The 19,532-nt window shown below is 61.6% G+C and carries 19 protein-coding genes; 11 read left to right on the forward strand and 8 right to left on the reverse strand.

Annotated features, from left to right (window positions below; all coding sequences use genetic code 11):
- The first annotated feature begins 3 nt into the window (after positions 1-3).
- From FJ958_RS02105 to FJ958_RS02145, 8 genes are all read left to right on the forward strand, one after another.
- Positions 4-432: a hypothetical protein gene (locus FJ958_RS02105; RefSeq protein ID WP_140738770.1), complete on the forward strand. Its 429-nt coding sequence runs from the start codon at positions 4-6 to the stop codon at positions 430-432.
- Positions 429-1,109 (forward strand): hypothetical protein, encoded by a 681-nt coding sequence (locus FJ958_RS02110; protein ID WP_140738773.1) that lies wholly within the window; start codon positions 429-431, stop codon positions 1,107-1,109. Before FJ958_RS02105 ends, FJ958_RS02110 begins: the two co-directional genes overlap by 4 nt.
- Before the next feature lie 146 nt (positions 1,110-1,255).
- The gene (locus tag FJ958_RS02115; protein ID WP_140738776.1) at positions 1,256-1,438 is read left to right on the forward strand and encodes a hypothetical protein; all 183 of its coding nucleotides are present in this window, start codon (positions 1,256-1,258) and stop codon (positions 1,436-1,438) included.
- Positions 1,439-1,465: 27 nt separating this feature from the next.
- Entirely contained in the window at positions 1,466-1,657 is a 192-nt protein-coding gene (locus tag FJ958_RS02120) for a hypothetical protein (protein ID WP_140738779.1), read from the forward strand.
- 206 nt (positions 1,658-1,863) lie between these two features.
- Positions 1,864-2,073: a helix-turn-helix domain-containing protein gene (locus FJ958_RS02125; protein ID WP_140738782.1), complete on the forward strand. Its 210-nt coding sequence runs from the start codon at positions 1,864-1,866 to the stop codon at positions 2,071-2,073.
- Between the two features lie 202 nt (positions 2,074-2,275).
- Positions 2,276-2,845 (forward strand): DUF1376 domain-containing protein, encoded by a 570-nt coding sequence (locus tag FJ958_RS02130; protein ID WP_140738785.1) that lies wholly within the window; start codon positions 2,276-2,278, stop codon positions 2,843-2,845.
- A 641-nt stretch (positions 2,846-3,486) separates the two neighbouring features.
- On the forward strand, positions 3,487-4,521 hold the full coding sequence (locus FJ958_RS02140) for a site-specific integrase (RefSeq protein ID WP_140738791.1): 1,035 nt from the start codon (positions 3,487-3,489) through the stop codon (positions 4,519-4,521).
- A gap of 289 nt (positions 4,522-4,810) precedes the next feature.
- Positions 4,811-5,407 (forward strand): hypothetical protein, encoded by a 597-nt coding sequence (locus FJ958_RS02145; protein WP_140738794.1) that lies wholly within the window; start codon positions 4,811-4,813, stop codon positions 5,405-5,407.
- Between the two features lie 36 nt (positions 5,408-5,443).
- Here the strand turns inward: FJ958_RS02145 and FJ958_RS02150 are convergent, their stop codons facing one another.
- The 6 genes from FJ958_RS02150 to FJ958_RS02175 all read right to left on the reverse strand — a co-directional run bounded on the left by FJ958_RS02150 (position 5,444) and on the right by FJ958_RS02175 (position 11,808).
- The gene (locus FJ958_RS02150; RefSeq protein ID WP_140738797.1) at positions 5,444-6,214 is read right to left on the reverse strand and encodes an SDR family oxidoreductase; all 771 of its coding nucleotides are present in this window, start codon (positions 6,212-6,214) and stop codon (positions 5,444-5,446) included.
- Positions 6,211-7,206 carry an ABC transporter permease gene (locus tag FJ958_RS02155; RefSeq protein WP_140738800.1) on the reverse strand — a complete coding sequence of 332 codons (996 nt, stop codon included), beginning with the start codon at positions 7,204-7,206 and terminating at the stop codon, positions 6,211-6,213. Before FJ958_RS02155 ends, FJ958_RS02150 begins: the two co-directional genes overlap by 4 nt.
- A 109-nt stretch (positions 7,207-7,315) precedes the next feature.
- Complete coding sequence (locus FJ958_RS02160; RefSeq protein ID WP_140738803.1) at positions 7,316-8,356, reverse strand: sugar ABC transporter substrate-binding protein; 1,041 nt, start codon at positions 8,354-8,356, stop codon at positions 7,316-7,318.
- A gap of 39 nt (positions 8,357-8,395) precedes the next feature.
- Entirely contained in the window at positions 8,396-9,160 is a 765-nt protein-coding gene (locus tag FJ958_RS02165) for an ATP-binding cassette domain-containing protein (protein ID WP_140738806.1), read from the reverse strand.
- Positions 9,157-10,323, reverse strand: coding sequence for an ROK family transcriptional regulator (locus tag FJ958_RS02170; protein ID WP_140738809.1), 1,167 nt, complete (start codon positions 10,321-10,323; stop codon positions 9,157-9,159). The genes FJ958_RS02165 and FJ958_RS02170 overlap by 4 nt, the downstream gene beginning before the upstream one ends.
- 180 nt (positions 10,324-10,503) lie before the next feature.
- Entirely contained in the window at positions 10,504-11,808 is a 1,305-nt protein-coding gene (locus FJ958_RS02175; protein WP_140738812.1) for a M23 family metallopeptidase, read from the reverse strand.
- 304 nt (positions 11,809-12,112) lie between these two features.
- Here FJ958_RS02175 and FJ958_RS02180 point away from each other — a divergent pair, with 304 nt between their 5' ends.
- Both FJ958_RS02180 and FJ958_RS02185 read left to right on the forward strand, forming a co-directional pair.
- A complete protein-coding gene (locus FJ958_RS02180) occupies positions 12,113-13,108 on the forward strand; it encodes a sterol desaturase family protein (RefSeq protein ID WP_181176253.1) in 996 nt (331 codons plus the stop codon).
- Positions 13,105-14,250 carry a GNAT family N-acetyltransferase gene (locus FJ958_RS02185; protein ID WP_140738815.1) on the forward strand — a complete coding sequence of 382 codons (1,146 nt, stop codon included), beginning with the start codon at positions 13,105-13,107 and terminating at the stop codon, positions 14,248-14,250. The genes FJ958_RS02180 and FJ958_RS02185 overlap by 4 nt, the downstream gene beginning before the upstream one ends.
- Positions 14,251-14,282: 32 nt before the next feature.
- On the opposite strand, the gene FJ958_RS02190 is transcribed toward FJ958_RS02185, so the two are convergent.
- A complete protein-coding gene (locus FJ958_RS02190; RefSeq protein WP_140738818.1) occupies positions 14,283-14,750 on the reverse strand; it encodes a peroxiredoxin in 468 nt (155 codons plus the stop codon).
- Positions 14,751-14,845: 95 nt separating this feature from the next.
- On the opposite strand from FJ958_RS02190, the gene FJ958_RS02195 reads away from it, so the two are divergent.
- Positions 14,846-18,232: a DUF3971 domain-containing protein gene (locus FJ958_RS02195; protein ID WP_140738821.1), complete on the forward strand. Its 3,387-nt coding sequence runs from the start codon at positions 14,846-14,848 to the stop codon at positions 18,230-18,232.
- 6 nt (positions 18,233-18,238) lie between these two features.
- Here FJ958_RS02195 and tyrS read toward each other — a convergent pair whose 3' ends face one another.
- A complete protein-coding gene (gene tyrS, locus FJ958_RS02200) occupies positions 18,239-19,492 on the reverse strand; it encodes a tyrosine--tRNA ligase (protein WP_140738824.1) in 1,254 nt (417 codons plus the stop codon).
- Between the last annotated feature and the right edge of the window lie 40 nt (positions 19,493-19,532).

Raw genomic sequence — 19,532 nt, forward strand, 5'->3', positions numbered from 1 at the left:
CACATGGGCCAGATAGTCCTCAATCTCGGAACCTCCGGCAACGACGGGACTGGCACGCCGCTGCGCGAAGCCGGAGACGCCATCAACGACATGACTGGCGAGCTCTATTCGCAATTCGGACTGATGCCACCTAACCCGCAAACTGGCACCTCCTATACATTCGCCTTGGATGATCTCGGCACGTGCACCACGCTCGACAACGCGTCTCCGATCGCGGCGACGATCCCCGCGCATGCTGACGTTGCCTTCCCAGTGGGCGCCATCATCGCAGCCGCTGGCATTGGCGCCGGCGCGGTGACAGTGACCGGAGATACTGGCGTGACCGTCAACGGCTCCAGCGGCGGCTCTGTGGTGCTTGACGGATCGATGAGGCCCGCCGCCTTCTGGCAGTACGATACTGACGCCTGGATGGCGTTCGGGAGGTTCGCTTGATCCCGGTTGGCATCATCTCTTCGCAAGCGCCTTCGGCCGGCGGCGGTGTCCGCCCGCCTGGCTCAACCGCATATCTCAACCTGCAAACTGGCTATTGCTACGCGGGCGGTGCTGACAGGACTATCGCCGCCTTGCTTGGAGGCGCCTTCGATCCGTCATCGATCTCGGCCTCAGGCATGTACGTCGACAACAGCAACGGGAATCGCCCCATCGCCATAGGCGCGCTGTTCGATGACATAGCGGCCGGGCTGGCGGCTGGTTGCACGATCCTTTTCGATGTCAACCACATTTCGGACCCCTACGGATTTCTAATGTGCATCATGGATGCCGCGAGCCGGTCCATGATGACCAACTATGTCAACGTCGGTCACAACCACATCCTAGAGGACCAGGCCGATGTCTGGTTCTCGGGCGAGGTCACCTACGACGGCACCGGCGCTCACAAATCAGCTTTCACGCTCGGCCGCCACAACGCCGGGAACTATGACTATTCAGTCTCGATCGACGGCGGCTCGGCAGTGACCCAGACCGTAGCGTATGCGCCATTCTCACCCGTCAACACGATCACCATCGGTCACGACGGCGACGACACGTTCGTTCTGGATGACGCGTTCATCCGCTCGATCACGCTCTATCCCGCAGTCGCGCCGGAAGACTTGCCGGGGTTGACCACGTAGCCAAGTCTAAAATCTGCAAAACCCATATTTTCGGCCACCACTTGACGCCTTATGCAAATAAGCACACGCTTCGTGATGTTCGTAGCGGGGGCTTGCGGACACAAGCTCCCCGCTACTTGCCATCAAAAGCTGGAAAGGAGCTTCGAATGACCGACATAATCACTAGCACAAATCTATTACCAATGGAACGGATGTTGGCCGCTACCAGAGAGTACATGGCGGCGCTGGAGGAGTACGCGTCTGCCAAGGGAGTTCGACCGGTTTGGTATAGCCTGGCGGATGAATTTGATTTCAATTTCGGATTCGTGGCCCGCCTTGAGCCAGCCTGAAGAGGAAAAATCACATTGGAAAACTATATGCAGAAGCTTATCGTTGCAGGCAAAATCATCGACTGGAGAAGGGTGGAAAATCGCCCCGGCGCCCGCCTACAGGTCGAATACCCTAGCACCATCAGCAACGAGGATTGCTCCGCTCTTCGCGAAGGTATTGCCGATGCAGAAGGGTGCGAACCGGATTGGATTGAAATGATTCCCAAGAACCGGGGATAGCGATTCTTCGGCCGCCAATGGTGGCGCTTTGGCCAAAGCCGTCCTTCGGGGCGGCTTTTTTCGCGATTTGGGCTAGGCTTCAATATTTCCAATGGTTTTCTCGGGATACCAATAATTCGATTAACAGAAACCTTTAGGCGTTGCCGTTGTTTCCCAACTAAAAGCGTCCACATCCATCGTTGCTAATGCATACGATGGAGACCCAATTGACCCCCAACAAACTTCTGTTGCCGGCAGATGCCGGAATCCTTCTCGGGCCGGAGGGCCATCCTGTCCCCGTAGCCACTTTGCAATGGTGGAGAACCAAGGGACGCGGTCCGCGCTATATCAACCGTGGCGGCAGGATTTTTTATCGCGAGGCCGACTTGCACGCGTTCATCGAAGCGGGTGTGACCGATCCGAAGGCCGTTGCGTGACCGGCGCCGAATACGAACTCATACGGCTGCTTGTCCAAGCCGAGGGAGCCAGAAGCCGACTTGACGCTCTTCTGATCCAGCGCGAAGCCGCCCAGGAAGGCCGGGGGCTGTCACCGAAGCCCGCTGATATCGATAGGGCCCGCGAGATGGCAGAGACGGCCGAACGGCTGCTCAGCGCCCATGCGCGGACGGCGCGCACTTCATGAGCCTGCGGAGGTCAGCACCTTGGTTGCGATTTTTTGTGGCCGATTGGATCGCATGGACGCGCGACCTGAAGGCAACGGAATCTGGCATCCTGATCAATCTCATTGCTCACATGCACCAACGCGGCGAGCCAATAGCTGAAGATCATTCGCGCCTGGCGCGCCTTTGTGGATGTAACACGCGCACCTTCGCGCGGACGATTGGCATCTTCCTAAATGACGGTCGAATCATCCGGAGAGACGGGGGCCTGTGGTCAGACCTCGTTCAATCCGAAATCGATCACCGCAAAAATGTGAGCGATGTGCGCAGCAAAAATGCAGGACATCGCTGGGGAAAAAACGAGCAGCATCAATCGGTGATCGATGCAAATGCAGCCAAGAGTTCAGAGTCTAGAGAGGTAGAGGAAAAGAGGAGCGACTTCGCTTCGCTAGTCGCTACCGTCGGCGCTACGGGCGGTGACCGCTTCGCGGGGCCTCCGGCCCTTCCTCCCGATGGTCGGAAGTCGCCCTTGGATAGTAGCAGCCTTGAGACTGATGATCTTTCGACCGAAAAAAGGAGGGCTGGATGATTGATCGGCATGAAAATCTTCCTCTTTTCCAGTGGACCCCCGCTTGCCGGCTGATCACCTTTCCGCCTGGAAAGCAGGTCGGAATAATTCGCCAAGTGGCTGCAAAATGGCTGGGTCAGGGTAGTTCGAAGCAGGCTGATGCATATGCCATTCAAGTTGACGATGAGATTCAGGAGCGCTTCAGCCTACTGGGAATTCTTCCGGGCGAGAGGAAACGACTATCTGAGGAATTCTGGAACGCGGTGAGAGCCGAGATTGCCAGACAGCGGCCTAGCTCGTCGAGGCCGGGGGGCAGCGCCGCATGAAGGGGGACGACAAAATATGGACGGCGCGCCAGATTGCTAAGTATCTGGGCTGCAGCGAGAGCCTGATTTACGAACTGGCGACGGATCCTCGATGCCCGATTTTTCGACCCAGCGACCGGTACTTCGCCTTCAAAAGCGAACTTGACCAATGGCTAAGAACTAAGGCTGGGGGGCGGCAATGACCCTTCCTCGTGCCATGACACCGAAGATGGTAGCCGAGCTTTGGCTTTGTTCTGAACGCCATGTTCGCAATCTGATCGCTGCTGGCGATTTGCCAAGCTTCAAATTGGGAGGCAAGTTGCTGCGAATCAGAGGCGAGGATGTGGAGGCTTACGAATGTCGGACTGGAGCATCACCAGACTCAGGGGCGGCCTTGCCCTTGCATTCTACCGGGACGGAAAACGTCACCGCCATTCACTCGGCACCAGTGACCCGCGCGAGGCTCAACGCCTTGCGCCAGCCGTCTATGCGGAGCTAACCAGGCCGCAAGGCCGCAAGATTGCAGACCTCTGGGAGGCGTATCGTCTGGATAAGGCGGCGAAGTCAATCGCCACGACGATGAGTTTCACCGGCAAAGCCATCCTGCTGCACTTTGGGCACAGGGACGGCGAGGACATCACCAAGGCCGAGTGCGACGCCTACACCGCCGCACGGCGCAAGCTGGGCCGTTCCGATGGTGCTATTCATACCGAGTTGGGCCACCTGCGGACGGTTTTGGTTTGGGCGCTCAAGAAGCGGCTTATCGGCTTTGCCCCCGAGATCGAGCGGCCGAAGAAGCCGGCGCCCAAGGATAGGCATTTGACGCGAGACGAGGCAAAGCTGATCCTTGCAGCCGCAACGCTTCCGCACGTCCGACTTGTCTGTCATCTCATGCTTGCCACGGCGGCGCGTATATCGGCGCTGCTGGAGTTGACTTGGGACCGTGTCGATTTCCAGCGACGCGTCATCTACCTAACCGACCCGGAGAACACGCGAGAGCAAAAGGGGAGGGCAAATCCGCCAATCAACAACACATTGTTTGCCGCCCTACAGGAGGCGCGCAAGGGCGCTCTGAGCGACTATGTGGTGGAGTGGGCTGGCGATCGCATCAAGTCTGTCAAGAAGGCCATAGAGACCGCAGCAACGAAGGCCGGGTTAGAGGGTGTCAGCCCGCATGTTTTCCGCCACACTGCAGCCGTATGGATGGCAGAGGCGGGCGTTCCTATCCCCGAGATCAGCCAATATCTCGGGCACAGCAATATCGCTATCACCTACCGCGTCTATGCGAGATACAGCCCGCAGCACCTTCGCAAGGCCGCAAGCGCTCTGGAGCTTGGAATTTACGAAGTTCCCTCTGGCACGCATGAACCTGCGATGAAGAACACAGGATGAACATGGTGCCGAAAACGCCCGTGTACGAAGCGCTCTTTTCCCAGAGCGATGCGGCTTTCAGAAGGGGTTAAAAAGTTTACACCGAAGATGTCGGCGGTTCGAGCCCGTCATCGCCCACCATATGGTCTCATGGTTTTATGGATCATTTCGCATTGTCGGCTGGCCATTTTTGCGCTGAGCCCGAGCTTGGATGTGAAAAATAGGTGTGATGCGTCTTTGGATGTCTCCCGTTCATCGTAACATCGCGGTGTCGTTGATCGGATGTCTGTTGGTGGCAGGCTGCTTCGACATGAAGCAGGATCTGGCCTTCCGTCGCGACGGGACCGCTACGGCCAACGTCCGCATAGCTGTGGATGCTTCGCTGCTTGCGATGGCCAAGGACGCGAACAGCAAATGGTGCAGTTCTGAAAAGCTGTTGTCCTTGCGAGGAATCACCGGAACAGCCGAGCGGACAACCGAGGGAGGGGATGAAGTCTGCTCCATCTCATTCTTCGGCAAGACGGACGATCTCGTTGCGGCTCTTTCGAATGCCAATGTCGGAGGGGACAAAAGGCAAGGGGTTCAGCTCAACCAAGTTGGGGAAAATTACGAATTCGTCGTCAATTTCCCCAGTCTCAAGCCAACCGGCAAGTATGCCGACGATCCAATGGCACAAGGGCTGCAGACCCTCATATTGGCGAAGATGTCAGGCAGGCATATCGCATGGACGGTGACCGCTCCGCGCATCATCGAGACGAGTGGCACGATATCGGACGACGGACGGACGGCATCATATTCCCGACCGCTTGCTTCGGCACTTTCCAGCGACCAGCCGACGACATTTAGAGCGGTGTTCTCGTTGGAGCCGCCAGGAATGTTCGAACAATTGTTGAACTGGTTCGGATGAGGGCGCCGGCTTTCCGCCCAGAATCGCGCGTCAGGCTCAGGGCGGCGCCATCCGAAAATCATTGCCCTCGGGCAGCAACTGCCCGCCGTCGACGACAATGGTCGTCCCGGTGATGTAGCTGGCATCGTCGGAGGCCAGGAACAGGAAGGCGTTGGCGACGTCGCGCGGGCTGCCGAGGCGACCGAGCGGGATGGAATCCTCCATGTTCTTGATATAGGCGGCGCCGCGGTGCTGCTGGATGGCTTCGGTGAGGATGTTCCCCGGTTCTACGCCGTTGACGGTGATGCCGTAGCCGGAGAACTCCAGTGCCGCTGCCCGGATGAAGCCGTTGATGCCGGCCTTGCTGGCCGAATAGTGGCCATGGCCCGGGCTGGTCACATGCGGGCCGGTGATCGATGAGGTGTATAGCATGCGCCCGGAGCGCTGCGCCTTCATCGGCACCAGCGCCGCACGGCTGGCGTTGAAGGTGCCACGCAAATTGACGGCCATGACGCGGTCCCAGTCGTCGGCGCTGGTGTTCTCGATCAGTTGCCAGGGATAGATGCCGGCATTCTGGACGATGATGTCAAGGCGGCCGTGGCGTTCCAGCGCCAGTGCCACCGCGGCCTCGGCGTCGCGCATTTGTGAGATGTCGGCGCGGATGAAAGGGGCGCCGAGCTCATTCGCCGTCGCTTGCCCGGCCTCGGCCTCGGCATCGGCCAGCACCAGCCTTGCGCCTTCTTCGGCGAAGCGCAACGCGATGCCCTTGCCGATGCCGCGCGCGCTGCCGACGATCAGTGCCACCTTGTTTTTCAGCCGTCCTGTCATGCCAGTCTTTGGCGAATGGTTTGCTTGAATGCATCGAGCAGCACGGCGGCCAGCACGAGCAGGCCGTGGATCACCTGGGTGAAGTTGGCGGGCAGCCCCATCAGATTGATCGCCGTGTTGATGGCCGAGAGCAGAAGCACGCCGGCATAGACGCCGGGCAGGGTGCCGACGCCGCCTTTCAGGCTGACGCCGCCGATGACGACCGCGGCGAAGGCATTGAACAACAGGCCAACACCAAGATTGGCGGTGGCGCCCGAGGTGCGGATCGCCAGCAGCCAGCCGGCGAGCCCGGCGATGGCGCCGGCGAGTATAAAGGCGATGATGAGGTTGCGGTTCACCCGGATGCCGGCGCGGAAGGTCGCGGTTTCGTTGCCGCCGATCATCACGAGGTGCCGGCCGAAGGGCGTTTTCGCCATGATCAGCGAGAAGACCACGAAACAGGCGATGGCGATCCAGGCGGTGAGCGGCAGGCCGATCAGCCGCTGGATGCCGAACCAGCGGATGGAAGGTGCCAGATCCTGAGCCGAGCGGCCGCCCGAAATGACCAGCACCAGCCCGCGCACCCAGATATAGGACGCCAGCGTGATGATGAAGGCGCTCATCTTGACCTTGACGACGAGCAACCCGTTGAAGGCGCCGATGAGGCCGCCGACGGCCAGCGCCAGCAGCAGCGACACCGGAACCATCAGCCATTCCGGGTGCAACTGGACGCCTAGGCCGATGCCCGATGAGCAGAACAGGATGCCAACCACCATTGCGCTGAGCGCGGCAACAGATTCGACCGACAGGTCCATGTGGCCGGCGATGATAACCAGCGCCAGGCCGATCGACATCACGCCCAGCACGCTCGAGGCTTCGATGATGTTGGCGAAGATGCCGAGTTGGAAATAGTTCGGGATGAAGATGGAGAACACCACCAGCACGAAGACCAGCATGAACCAGACAAGGTTGTCGAGGACGAACTCCAGGGCATGGCGTGTGCGGGGGTTCATGGCATGATCCGGCTGGCGGCATGGCCCCAAATTTCAGTCGGGACCGTGCACGGATTTAAGTTGCGGGAGGGTGCTCCGGGCCGTTGGCCCGGAGCGTTTCGCGTCTCACCTATTCGACGGCCTTGACGGTATCCGTCGGCGCCTTCTGGTTGCCCCAGAAGGCCGCATTGTCGACGTTTTCCTTGGTGATCGCGGCACCCGGGATCTTGATGTTCGGTCCCCAGGCTTCCTTGGTCACGACCGACTTCAGGCCCAGAACGTCATAGTCGCCGGGCTTGATCTCCTGCTTGTTGGCGACCTTGTCCATGAACATGGCGACCGCCGCTGCCTGCGCGTAGAGCGGCTGCTCGACTTCGACGTTGAGCCAGCCTTTGCGGATGAGGTCGAGGCCGACCGGCGCGCCGTTCGAGCTCATCAGCATGACGTCGCCGGGCTTCTTGCCGGCGGCCTCGAGCGAGGCGACGGCGGCGACGGAGAGATGCGCGGCATGGCTGAAGATCAGGTCGATGTCGGGATTGGCCAGCATCTGGTCCGCCACGATGGTGCCGGCATTGCTCGCCTCCCACTGCATGGCCGGGAGCGAGATGATCTTGACGTCCGGGAACGCCTTCATCTTCTCCTCAAAGCCCTTCTGGATGTCGAGCGTATAGGGATCGCCGGGATCGCCGAGCACCTGCAGGACCTTGCCCTTCACCGATCCGTTCTTCGCCTTCAGCAGCTTCTCCGCTTGGTCGGCCGCGATGTGGCCGATCTCGACGGTACCCGCCACCGAGGTGAAATCGGACGGCGTCGACGTGATCTGGCGGTCGAACTCGACCACCGGGATGCCGGCGGCACGCGCCGCCTCGATCGATGGCTTCAACGCGTTGAAATCGACCGCCGCCAGGATGATCGCCTTCGGCTTCAGTGCGATGACGTCGTTCATTTGCGACTGCTGCGCGTCGGTCTTGTTGTCGGCGTTCAGCGTCTTCATCTCGTAGCCGACCTGCTTCAGGAACAGTTCCAGCGCGCTCACCGAGCCGGTCTGGAATTCATCGAGCAATGTCGGCACCATGTAGTAGACAGTACCCTTGGACTGGGCGAATGCCGGCGTGAGCGTGGCAAAGGCCAGTGCCAGGATACCGAAGACAGCAAGAAGTATTCGCTTCATGTCATTGGCTCCCTGTTAAGCCGGACCCCTCTTTGTCCCTCAGCCTGTCGGTCCGGCACCGGCAAGCGTCTCCCCGGTGATCATGTTGATCACCGCATCGGGACTTGTTTTGTTTCTGGCGATATCGCCGGCCACGACGCCTTGCCGGATCACAACGATCCGGTCGGCGACCTGAAAAGCCTGCTGCATGATGTGGGTGATGATGACGACGCCGATGCCCTGGCTCGCCACCTGGCGGATCATGTCGAGGCCGCGCCGCGTTTGCTCGACGCCAAGGGCGGCGAAGGGTTCGTCGAGGAGCACCAGCTTGCCGCCCCAATGCACGAAGCGGTTGAGTTCGATGGCCTGCCGCTGGCCGCCCGAGAGGTGCTCGACATTGGTGCGCAATGACGGAATGCGGGTGCCGGCGTTGGCCAGCGCCTTCCCGACGACGACCTCCATGGCACGTTCGTCGAGCACGGGAATGCCGAGCACCTTCCTGGTGATCTCGCGGCCCATGAAGAAATTGGCCACCACATCGACATTGGTGCAGAGCGAGAGGTCCTGGTAGACGGTCTCGATGCCCGCCGCCTTGGCTTCCGCCGGTGACCGGGCAAGAAACTCCTTGCCCTCGAACAGCATGCGGCCCGAGGTGGGCTCCAGTCCGCCTGATATGATCTTGACCAGCGTCGATTTGCCGGCGCCATTGTCGCCGAGCAACGCCACCACCTCGCCCCTGGCGATCGAGAAACTGATCCCTTTCAGCGCTTCGATCGCGCCATAGTTCTTGGTGACGTCGTCGAGCACCAGCAGCGGTTCGCTCATGCCGCGATCTCCTTGGCCGCCAGCAGATCGCGCCCGCGTTCGCGCTCGGCCGCGAACATCTGTCCGAAGCGGGGCGAAAGCACTCCGGAGACCGCGAGGGCGGCGGCGCCGCGCAGCACCGAATGTTGACCGCCGCGCGCGACCATGACCCGCGGCGTCGTCCGGTCCTTGCGCGCCGAGACGGAGTTGTGCAAAGCACCAGTCGAACCGGCCAGCCGTTCGAGCAGATCAGGGGAGGCCAGCCCGCCGAGGATGACCGTCTCAGGGTCGAACAGATTTTCGATGACGGCGATTGCATTGTGAAAGATCGGCGCGACTTCCGCCACCCAATCGGCCTCACTGCCGTTCCAGCGCCGAAGCGCCTCGAGCGAAAGATATCTTTCGAGGCAGCCGCGATTGCCACAGGGGCAAGACTCGCCGCCGGGAATGATGGGAATATGCCCAACCTCGCCAGCGTTCCCCCAGGCGCCGCGCAGCGCGCCGCCGTCATGGACCATGACGCCGCCAAGGCCGACGCCGAAATAGAGGTAGTAATATTCGGAGAATTGAGCGCCGAGCCCATAGAGCCGCTCGCCCATGGCCGCCGCCGCCATGTCGGTCTCAAAGAAGGCCGGCAGTCCGGTCGAGGCCGCCAGCCGCTCGCGCAGCGCCACATCCTTCCAGCCGGCCATCGTGGTCGGTCCGACGAAACTCATGGATTCAACGCCAAATGGACCGGGCAGGGCCATGCCAATGCCCAGCACGCGTCCTCCGGGTCTGAGGGCGGTCAGTTCGCGCACCATGTCGCCAATCAGGCCGAAGGCATGATCGGGTGTCGCATTGGAGGCTTTGCGGTGCGCGCTTTCGACCACGTCGCCACTGAGATTGATCAGCGCGGCATTGATGTCCAGGGGCGTGATGTGGATGCCGACCGCGTAGCCGCCCTCGGGGTTGACGCGAAGGGTTGTCGGCGGCAATCCGCGACCTTTCGGCTCCTCGCGCACGGACAGGATGTAGCCCTGTTCCTCCAGCTCACGAACGATGGTCGATACGGTCTGGACGGTGAGGCCGACATGTGTGGCGATGTCGCCACGCGCGATGGGACCGTGCCGGCGGATGGACTCCAGCACGATGCGCCGGTTGTAAGGCCGCCCGAACTCCTGATTGGTCCCCCGCAATGCCATGCCTTGCGCCCTCGGTTGACGCAAGGTTCGCACCAAAGATTTATTCAGTCAAATGGAATTCAAAAATAGGGCGCAACACCGGTGAATGCGTGTTCAGTATTTGATGGCTCGGCTCGCCGGATTGATCGCGGAGCGGGACAGGCTGTTCTGAATTCCTGGGCGGACGAACAGACCAGCGCCTCAGAGAAACTGCGCGACCTTCTTGCCAACGGTGAGAAAACGCAGGGGATCGATCGCCTCGCCATTGTGCCGGACCTCATAGTGTAGGTGCGGGCCGGTCGAGCGGCCGCTGCTGCCGGTCTTGCCGATGATGGCGCCGGCGTCCAGTCTCTGGCCCACGCTCACGTCGATTTCGCTCAGATGCCCGTAACGGGTCGCAAAGCCGTTGCCGTGATCGACTTCCACCATGCGGCCATAGCCGCCGTTCCAGCCGGCCTTGGTGACAATGCCCGGCGCGGTGACCCGCGCCGCCATGCCGATGGGCGCCCTGAAGTCCATGCCCGAATGCAGCGCGGCGGTGCCAAGGATGGGGTCGGTGCGCACGCCGAACGGGCTGGTGACGGAATGGCCGGGAGCGGGGTTGGCAAGCGGCAGCTGGCGCGCCTCCTTCTTGAGATGGTCGAGCGTATCCAGGGCTTCGTCCAGTTCCTTGACCTTGCTGTCGAACATCATCGAACTGTCGAGAGGGATCAACGGTCCCCCGACATCGGTTTCGTTCTTGCCGAAATCGCTGTCGACCGGCAGTCCGGCCGTCTGTAGCGCCTGCTGGATGGCATCGGCGTTCTTATAGGCATTGTCGGCCAGCGTGCCGATGCGGGTGAGTTGTTCATTCTCTATGGATTTCAGCGATTGATTGATCGAGACGAACAGCTTGTCTGCGCGATCGGCGGCTGAATCGCTGGGCAGCGGATCGGTGCGGGTCGACCACAGGGAGAACGGCCTGGTGTCGGCGGCGCCAAGGTCGGCGCCCAGGCTGGCGACCGCATAATTGTGCGTGGGCTGGGTGAGGCTGCCGGTCACCTCGGTGCGCTTGTCAGGCTTGGCAGCCGTTGCCGGATCCTCGGCGGGCACCGCTCCGACGTCGTTCTCGGCGCGTTCGAGCAGTGGGCCGAGACGGCCGTGACGCTGGCTGAGCTGCGTCTGGCGTTCAAGCAGTTCGCTGACCTTGGTCTCCATCAATTGCTGGTCGAGAAGCTGACGGCTGGTGATGCGGTCGACCTGCGCGCGAAGTGCCGAGATGCGGTCTTCGTAAGCCTGCTGCATGCGTGCCTGGCGTGCCGTGGTGGCTCCGATCAGGTCGTCGCGCAGCACGAGATAGGACGTGGCCAGGAGGTAACCGATGGCGATGGCGGCCAACGCGGAACCGATGAAGGCCGCGAGCCAGGGCCGGATCGTGAAGTGCCTGATCTCATTGCCCCGGGCGATGATGACCGTGTGCGGTTCCTTGCGCTTGCCGAAGATTGCGGACTGACCGGTTGCGTTCACGGGACCAAGCTTTCGTCTACGACACCACGACAGCTGGATTACACATTATTAGGGTTAACAAAGGCTTGCCGGGGAGAATGCGTGGCAACGAATGCACGCCGCGCGGGCGGATGGTTGTATGAAGACCGCCAAGTTGAGGCCCCGGTGTAGCGAAATCCCTGGCGATCGGCATCAACGTGCTGGCAGGACAAGCGACTGTCGCTCGCGTGTTAGGGGTTAGTTTCTTAACTGTCTTCGATTGCTTTTAGTTGACGGTCTTCGAGTAAAAGCGTGCCGGGATTTGGGATTCATTATGGCGGTGGGAATGCTGAGCGACCTGGCTGGCAAGATCCTCGACAAGATTTCGGGCACTGGTCTGCTGGCGACGGGGCTTTTGCTGCTGACTGCCTTTGTCAGTGCGCTCGTGGCCTATTGGCGCACGGTCGAGAATAAGAGCTGGAAGGAGTTTTTCGAGTTCGTCATCCCGCACGAGGTCATCACCCATCCCTCGGCGAAGGCCGATCTGCTGTTCTGGGTGACGAAGAAGGCCCTGATGCCCTTCCTGATGCTGCCTGCCGGCATTGTCTTCGTCACCGCGGTTGGCTACGCAACCAATTGGCTGTTTTCGACACTCTTCCAGTTCCAGCCGCCTCTGGTCGAGGGGCCGGCGGGGCCGGTGACGGTGCTGATCTTCACCATCACCATGCTGCTTGCCTATGACATTTCCTATTATCTCTATCACGTTGCCCAGCATCGCTATCCGCTGCTTTGGGAGTTGCACAAGGTGCATCACTCGGCCGAGGTGATGGTCGGGATCACCAAGGACCGGGTCCATCCGCTCGACGAGCTGATGAATCGGGCTTGGGACGGCCTCATCGTGGGAGTTTGCTTCGGCATCTGGTCGCTGATCTCGCTGAACCTTGTCGAACTGACCGTCTTTGGCGTGAACGTCTATGTCATGCGCAACATCCTGATGATGGATTTCGTCAGGCACACGCATTTCAAGATCTCGTTCGGCCCCCTCAACAATGTGATCCTGTGTCCACATTGGCACCAGTTGCATCACAGCACCGATCCACGCCACTACGACAAGAATTTCGGCCTGCTGTTCTCGTTCTGGGACCGGCTGTTCGGAACATTGTGCGTGCCGAAGCCCGACGAGGACTTCAAGTTCGGACTGATCGACCGCGATGTGCGCGATTATCAGTCGCTCGCCGGCCTCTATGTTATGCCGCTGAAGCGGATGTGGAGGCATATCGCCAGGCGCATGCGCCCTGGAAAACCACGGACCTCACGATCATCGGAAGGGACACGGCCATGAACGCTCCTCCTTTCGTGCTCGCCATCCCGCGGACACGCACCTTCGAAGTCGTAACATCGGCGGAGCGGCTGGCCGAGATCACGCCGGCCTGGAGCGCACTTTGGCGGCGCGTCGGCGGGCTGGTCTTCCAGCACCCAGAATGGATCGCGGCCTGGTGGCGCACGACCCCGCACCAGGAACTGCGCACGCTCAGGATCGGACTGGCCTGGAACGGCGACCGGCTCGATGGCGTGATTGCGCTCGCCACTTTCAAGCGCTCCGGCATCCGCATGCTCGAATGGGCGGCGAAGGATCACAGCGACTATGGCGACGCGCTGTTTGCTCGCGACAGCGACCCGCAGGCGCTCTCCCGGCTCTGGCAGTATGTTCTTGATCAGGGTGGCTTCGACCTGATCTATCTCAACCGTCTGCTGCCGGATGCCGGTGTTCGTGCTCTGCTGGACGCGGCCTCGCGCCATGGCAAGGCGCTACGGCCCAACCACCGCAGTGAAATCAGCTACCGTGTCGCCGGTCCCTGGCAGGGTGGGGTGAAATGGTTCGAGACGCTGTCCAAGAAGGCCCGGCAGAACTACCGTCGTGGCCGCAAGTTCATGGAGGAAGGCGGCGAATTGTGTTTCCGCCTGCTGGATGCGGACGAGCCGCGCGAGCCTGTGCTCGCGCGCGTTGCGGCGCTGAAGCGCCTCTGGCTCGCCCGGCATGGCCGCGTCTCGGACCTGTTCGACGAGGGCTCGCCCGTTCTCGCCGCGCTTGTTTCCGTGCTGGCCGAGCTCGGGCTGTTGCGCATCTTCGTGCTGGAGCTTGACGGCACGATTATCGCCGTCTCCATCAATTTCGAACAGCACGGCACGATGATGGCCTTCGTCACCACCTACGATCCCGAATACGAGCGCGCCTCGCCGGGTATGGTGCTGATGATGAACTATATCCAGTGGTCGCTCGACCGCGGCTTGGCCAAGATTGATTTTCTCTGCGGCGGCGAGGACTTCAAGCGCCGCTTCGCCACGCAATCAGTCACGCTATGGTCGATGATGGGCGCGCGCGGTCTGCGCGGCCATCTCGCCGCGCTGGCCGATCATGCGAACCATGTTGCGAAATCCTGGCGGGCGCGGCGGCAGCCGACGGCGGAAACACCCGACGAGTAAGGCCGGCTCGTGTGAACGTGGCATCGCCACGCTCAAAGGGCGCGAACCGCTTCCAGCACTTCCTCCGCGTGGCCCTTGACCCGGACCTTGCGCCAGATCCTGGCGATCCGGCCGTCGCGGCCGATCAGGAACGTCGCGCGCTCGACGCCCATGTATTTGCGGCCATACATCGATTTCTCGACCCACAGATGGTAGGCCTCTATCACCTTGCGCTCCTCATCGGCGGCGAGGTCGATGGTGAGGTTGTATTTCGACTTGAACTTGTCGTGCTTCCTGACGGGGTCGGGTGACAGGCCGATCACGACAGCACCTGCCTTTTCGAATTCCGGTTTCAGCTGCGAAAAGCTGATTGCTTCCTGCGTGCAGCTTGTCGTGTCGTCCTGCGGATAGAAGTAGAGAACCACCGGCTTGCCCGCCGATGCGGAAAGGCTGAGCGAGCCGCCCCCATCCCGCGGCAGGTCGAATTGCGGGGCAAGATCGCCCACGTCGAGGTCAGCCATACCGATGCCCTTGTTTGAGGTTACGCGCGAAGCCACACCGATATAGTGTCGACCGGGGATTCGTCCACGAGCGAATTTGTACAACGGAAGATTGCGTGGATCAGGAGCAACCGCAGCACGAAAAGATCAGGTTCCGGCGGGATGAAATCACCGACCTGAGGGCCATGCCGTCCGCGTGCCGCGTTCCGCCGCTCGGCCAGGCGTCGATCGGCCGCGGCTTCCGCATTCTTTCGCGCGTATTCGCCGGCTCGGTCGCGCTCATGTTGCTGGCTGCGGTGGCCGTTTACCTCATAGGCCTTTCCGGCATCGGGGCAGACAGGCTTCGGATCGAGGCGGAGAGCGCCATCGAGAGGCTGGCGGGCGTCGACGTCCATGTCGCGGTCGGGCCTGCTCGCATCACGCTCGACGGTTCAAGCTTCGTCGCTCTCCAGGTGAGCGACGTCAGCCTGAAGACCAGCGACGGCAACGCCATGGCCGACGCGGGGCGCGTGCGCTTCGGCGTTCGCCTTGTGCCGCTGCTATGGGGTGAGGTTCGGCTGACCAGTGCCAGGATCTCCGATGCGCGCATCGTCACGGCGGCCATGCCATCGGGGGGCGACTGGACGGCCGAGTTGCGCAATGGCGATGGGCTGATCGATCCGGAAAAACTGTCCGACGCGGTGTTCGGCAACATCGGCAATGCACTCGATGCGGTGCGCGAGGAGTCGATGCATCGCATCGATCTCCACAATGTCGAATTCGTCTTGCCCGAGGCTGGTACGATCAAGTTGATCAAAGTGGCCGACGCCACCGTCGCGCAGTCCGGGCCTGGCGGTATCGAGCTGTCGTCGCAGGTGGATCTGGACGGCAAGGCGGTGACCATCGCCGCATCCGCGGCACGCGATACGATGACCAGGCGCGTGACGGCACTGGATGCCACGATCGGGATTGCCAGCGACGGCAGCGAAGCCGCGGTGGCGGGCGGTGGCAAGCTGGGCGCGCTCACTGTGAAGCTCAAGGGAGCGCAAGGGGCGGGCGACACCGCCTCGCGGCTGACGGCGACCATGTCGTCCACCGGCTCGGTGCTCGATCTGGGCCCGCGCGGGCTGCTGCCGGCCGATGTCGATGTCGATGCTACGCTTGTCTACGGCAGCAACAAGATTCAGGTCGACAGGCTGTTGCTCAAGACTGGTCGCTCGAGCTTCGATTTCGCCGGCTCGATCGGGCCCAAGCCCTCGACTGGCGCCGCGGGCGAGGAGCCTGCCTACCGCTATGACCTGACCAGTGACGGCTCTACACTGGCGCCTTCGGAATCACCCGAGCCCGCACTGACCTTCCTCGCCCGCATCGCCGGCGTCTATCAGACCAAAAGCCACAAATTGGTGGCCGAACAGATCGCCGTCCGGTCCGCCGCTTCCAGCGAGGTGCTTGGCACCGCGGCCGTGGAATTCGTCGACGGCAAGGCTCCCGGGATCAATCTGGCGCTCAACGTCCACGACATGCCGGTCTCTCACGTCAAACAGCTTTGGCCGTGGTTTTCGGCGCGCAATGCGCGGCTCTGGGTGCTGGACAATCTGTTCGGCGGCCGCGTCGTCGATGCCAACCTCCAGTTCCAGGTCGTGCCGGATCGCCTGGGCAACGGCGTGCCGCTTTCGGCGGACGAGGTGTTCGGCCGCTTCCAGATCGAAGGGTCGCGCTTCGACACGGCCGGCCGCATTCCGCCGATACGCGATGCGGTGGGCGTCGTCGGCTTCCACGGCAATGATGTCGATATCTCGCTCTCCTCAGGCACCGTCTTCATGCCCAGCGGCCGCACCGTGGCGGCGAGCAACGGCACGCTGACGATCAAGGCGGCGAACCGGCCGCCGGTCATCGGCGCGCTCGACATCGACGTTGCCGGCGATGCATCCGCCGTCGCCGAACTTGCCTCCTACGAACCGATCAATGCCATGCGCCATGTCGGCCTGCTGCCCGAAGACCTCTCCGGCGGCGTCACCGGCCATGTCAGGGCCGACATCCCGTTGCAATCCGGCGTCGATACCTCGAAGCTCGATTGGCTGGTGTCGCTCGACTACACCGGCCTGTCTCTGGCCAAGCCGTTCGAGGGGCAGACCGTGACGGCTGCCGACGGCTCGATCACGGTCGACCCGGAAAAGGCTGTCATTTCCGCCAAGGCATCGCTGAACGGCATTCCGGCCGAACTCGACCTCATCGAGCCGCTGGCGGATGACGGACCGGCGCGCAGCCGCAAGGTGGCCCTGGTGCTCGACGACAAGATCCGTGCCGCCGCCATGCCCGGCCTGACACCACTGCTCGGCGGAACGGTGAAGGTCGCGATCGACAAGAGCGGCAGCGGTAACCAGAACGTCTCGGCCGACCTGACCAATGCCAGGCTGGACATTCCCTGGGCCGGCTGGAGCAAGGGGACAGGGGTTCCCGCCAGCGTCACCTTCGTCATGACCAAATCCGGCGACACCACGACGCTGTCCGACTTCAAACTCAACGGCAAGACATTTTCCATCGACGGCGGCATCGTGTTGGTCAACGGCGCCCTGTCGTCGGCAAAATTCAGCAAGGTCACCTTGAACAGGGGCGACGATGTCGCGGTTTCGGTGAAGCGATCGGGCAAGGGCTATGCGGTCAACATCAGCGGCAACGCCCTGGACGCCCGCTCGCTGATCAAGCAGTTCACCTCGGATGTGGATACGGCCACCAAGACCACTGGAGCTGACGCCATTTCGGTCAGCGCCGATGTCGATCTACTCACCGGGTTTCACGACGAGCAATTGTCCAACCTGAAGCTCGACTACAGCGTGGCCGGTTCGAAGGTGAACGGCCTCAAGGTCAGCGCCACGGCCAGTTCAGGTGCCGCCATAGCGGTCAGCAACACGACCGGCGACGGCCGGCGCACGCTCAACGTGCAATCGGCGGACGCCGGCGCGATCCTCAGGTTCCTCAACATCTACGAGCATATGGAAGGTGGCTCGATCACGCTGGCGCTGACGGGGGCCAGCGACGGACCGATGAAGGGCAAGGTCGACACCACCAACTTCTTCGTCGTCAATGAACCGAAACTGGCCTCCATCGTCTCGACTACGCCGGCAGGCGACAGCCGCAGCCTTAACCAGGCGGTCAAGGGCTCTCTCGACACCTCGCGGGTCAAATTCGAGCGCGGTTACGCCGAAATCGAGAAAGGCAGCGGCTATCTGAAGCTCGCCAACGGCGTGCTGCGCGGTCCGCGTATCGGCACGACGTTCCAGGGCATCCTCTATGACCAGAACAACAATATGGACATGACCGGCACCTTCATGCCGGTCTATGGCCTCAACCGCATCTTCGGCGAACTGCCCATCGTCGGCGCGCTTCTGGGCAACGGCCGCGACCGCGGCCTGATCGGCGTCACCTACCGGCTGAGGGGCAACGCCAACAAGCCGGTGCTCGACGTCAATCCGTTGTCGGTGATCGCGCCGGGCATATTCAGGTCAATCTTCGAATATCGGTGAGGGGCCTCAGGCCGGCCGCACCAGGACGTGTTTTTTCCTGCCCAGTGACAGCTTTACCACGTTTTCCGGACTCAAATCCTGAAGCGTGACCATGCGGCGATCATCGCTGACCGGCTGATCGTTCAGGCGCACGGCGCCACCCTGGATGTGCCGCCGCGCCTCGCCATTGGACGAGGCCAAACCAGCCGTGACCAGCAGCGACAGGATGCCGACGCCGGCCTCCAGAGCGGCCTTGTCGGTCTCTACGGTCGGTAATGTTTCGGCGAGCGCGCCTTCCTCGAACGTCTTGCGCGCTGTCTCTCCGGCTTGTTCCGCGGCTGCGCGACCGTGCAGCAAAGCGGTGATTTCGGTGGCGAGGATTTTCTTTGCCTCATTGATCTCGGATCCACTGAGCCGCTCAAGCCGCGCGACCTCGTCCAATGGCAATGTCGTGTACAGTTTCAGAAAACGGGCAACGTCGGCATCCTCGGTGTTGCGCCAGTACTGCCAGAACTCGTAGGCGCTCAGCATTTCCGCGTCGAGCCAGACCGCGCCCGAGGCCGACTTACCCATCTTGGCGCCGGACGAGGTCGTCAGCAGCGGCGTCGTCAGCGCGTAAAGCTGCGCATCCTCCATGCGGCGGCCGAGATCGATGCCGTTGATGATATTGCCCCACTGATCGGAGCCGCCCATCTGCAGGCGGCAGCCGAGACGCTTGTAGAGCTCGACGAAATCATAGGCCTGCAGGATCATGTAATTGAATTCGAGGAACGACAGCGACTGCTCGCGATCGAGCCGGAGCTTGACGGAATCGAAAGCGAGCATGCGGTTGACCGAAAAGTGTCGGCCGACGTCGCGCAGGAAATTGACGTAGTTGATCTCCATCAGCCAGTCGGCGTTGTTGATCATCACAGCGTCGTTGGGACCACTGCCGAATTTCAGGTATGGCATGAAGTTGCGGCGGATACCGGTCAGGTTGTCGTCGATGTCCTGCGGCGTCAAAAGTTTGCGCGCCTCGTCCTTGAAGGACGGATCGCCGATCATCGAGGTGCCGCCACCCATCAGCGCGATCGGCCGATGACCGGTCTTCTGCAACCAGTGCAGCATCATGATCTGGATGAGTGAGCCAGCATGCAAGCTCTTGGCGGTTGCATCGAAACCAATATAGGCAGTTACCGTCTCCGTGGCGAAAAGCTGGTCGAGACCGGCATCATCCGAGGTCTGATGGATAAAGCCGCGCTCGCTCATCGTGCGCAGGAAGTCGGATTTGAAGGCGGACATTTTTTCTTTCCCGAGAGCGTCGGCGCAATCCGGCGCGGAC

Source organism: Mesorhizobium sp. B2-3-5, assembly GCF_006442395.1.
Taxonomy (GTDB): Bacteria; Pseudomonadota; Alphaproteobacteria; order Rhizobiales; family Rhizobiaceae; genus Mesorhizobium.

Bases quoted from the DNA above. Each gene is read 5' to 3' on its own strand.
- FJ958_RS02105 (WP_140738770.1), top strand. From the start codon at position 4: ATGGGCCAGATAGTCCTCAATCTCGGAACCTCCGGCAACGACGGGACT.
- FJ958_RS02185 (WP_140738815.1), top strand. From the start codon at position 13,105: ATGAACGCTCCTCCTTTCGTGCTCGCCATCCCGCGGACACGCACCTTC.
- FJ958_RS02165 (WP_140738806.1), bottom strand. From the start codon at position 9,160: ATGAGCGAACCGCTGCTGGTGCTCGACGACGTCACCAAGAACTATGGC.
- FJ958_RS02180 (WP_181176253.1), top strand. From the start codon at position 12,113: ATGCTGAGCGACCTGGCTGGCAAGATCCTCGACAAGATTTCGGGCACT.
- FJ958_RS02130 (WP_140738785.1), top strand. From the start codon at position 2,276: ATGAGCCTGCGGAGGTCAGCACCTTGGTTGCGATTTTTTGTGGCCGAT.
- FJ958_RS02115 (WP_140738776.1), top strand. From the start codon at position 1,256: ATGACCGACATAATCACTAGCACAAATCTATTACCAATGGAACGGATG.
- FJ958_RS02170 (WP_140738809.1), bottom strand. From the start codon at position 10,323: ATGGCATTGCGGGGGACCAATCAGGAGTTCGGGCGGCCTTACAACCGG.
- FJ958_RS02120 (WP_140738779.1), top strand. From the start codon at position 1,466: ATGCAGAAGCTTATCGTTGCAGGCAAAATCATCGACTGGAGAAGGGTG.
- FJ958_RS02155 (WP_140738800.1), bottom strand. From the start codon at position 7,206: ATGAACCCCCGCACACGCCATGCCCTGGAGTTCGTCCTCGACAACCTT.
- FJ958_RS02145 (WP_140738794.1), top strand. From the start codon at position 4,811: ATGAAGCAGGATCTGGCCTTCCGTCGCGACGGGACCGCTACGGCCAAC.
- FJ958_RS02190 (WP_140738818.1), bottom strand. From the start codon at position 14,750: ATGGCTGACCTCGACGTGGGCGATCTTGCCCCGCAATTCGACCTGCCG.
- tyrS (WP_140738824.1), bottom strand. From the start codon at position 19,492: ATGTCCGCCTTCAAATCCGACTTCCTGCGCACGATGAGCGAGCGCGGC.
- FJ958_RS02150 (WP_140738797.1), bottom strand. From the start codon at position 6,214: ATGACAGGACGGCTGAAAAACAAGGTGGCACTGATCGTCGGCAGCGCG.
- FJ958_RS02140 (WP_140738791.1), top strand. From the start codon at position 3,487: ATGTCGGACTGGAGCATCACCAGACTCAGGGGCGGCCTTGCCCTTGCA.
- FJ958_RS02160 (WP_140738803.1), bottom strand. From the start codon at position 8,356: ATGAAGCGAATACTTCTTGCTGTCTTCGGTATCCTGGCACTGGCCTTT.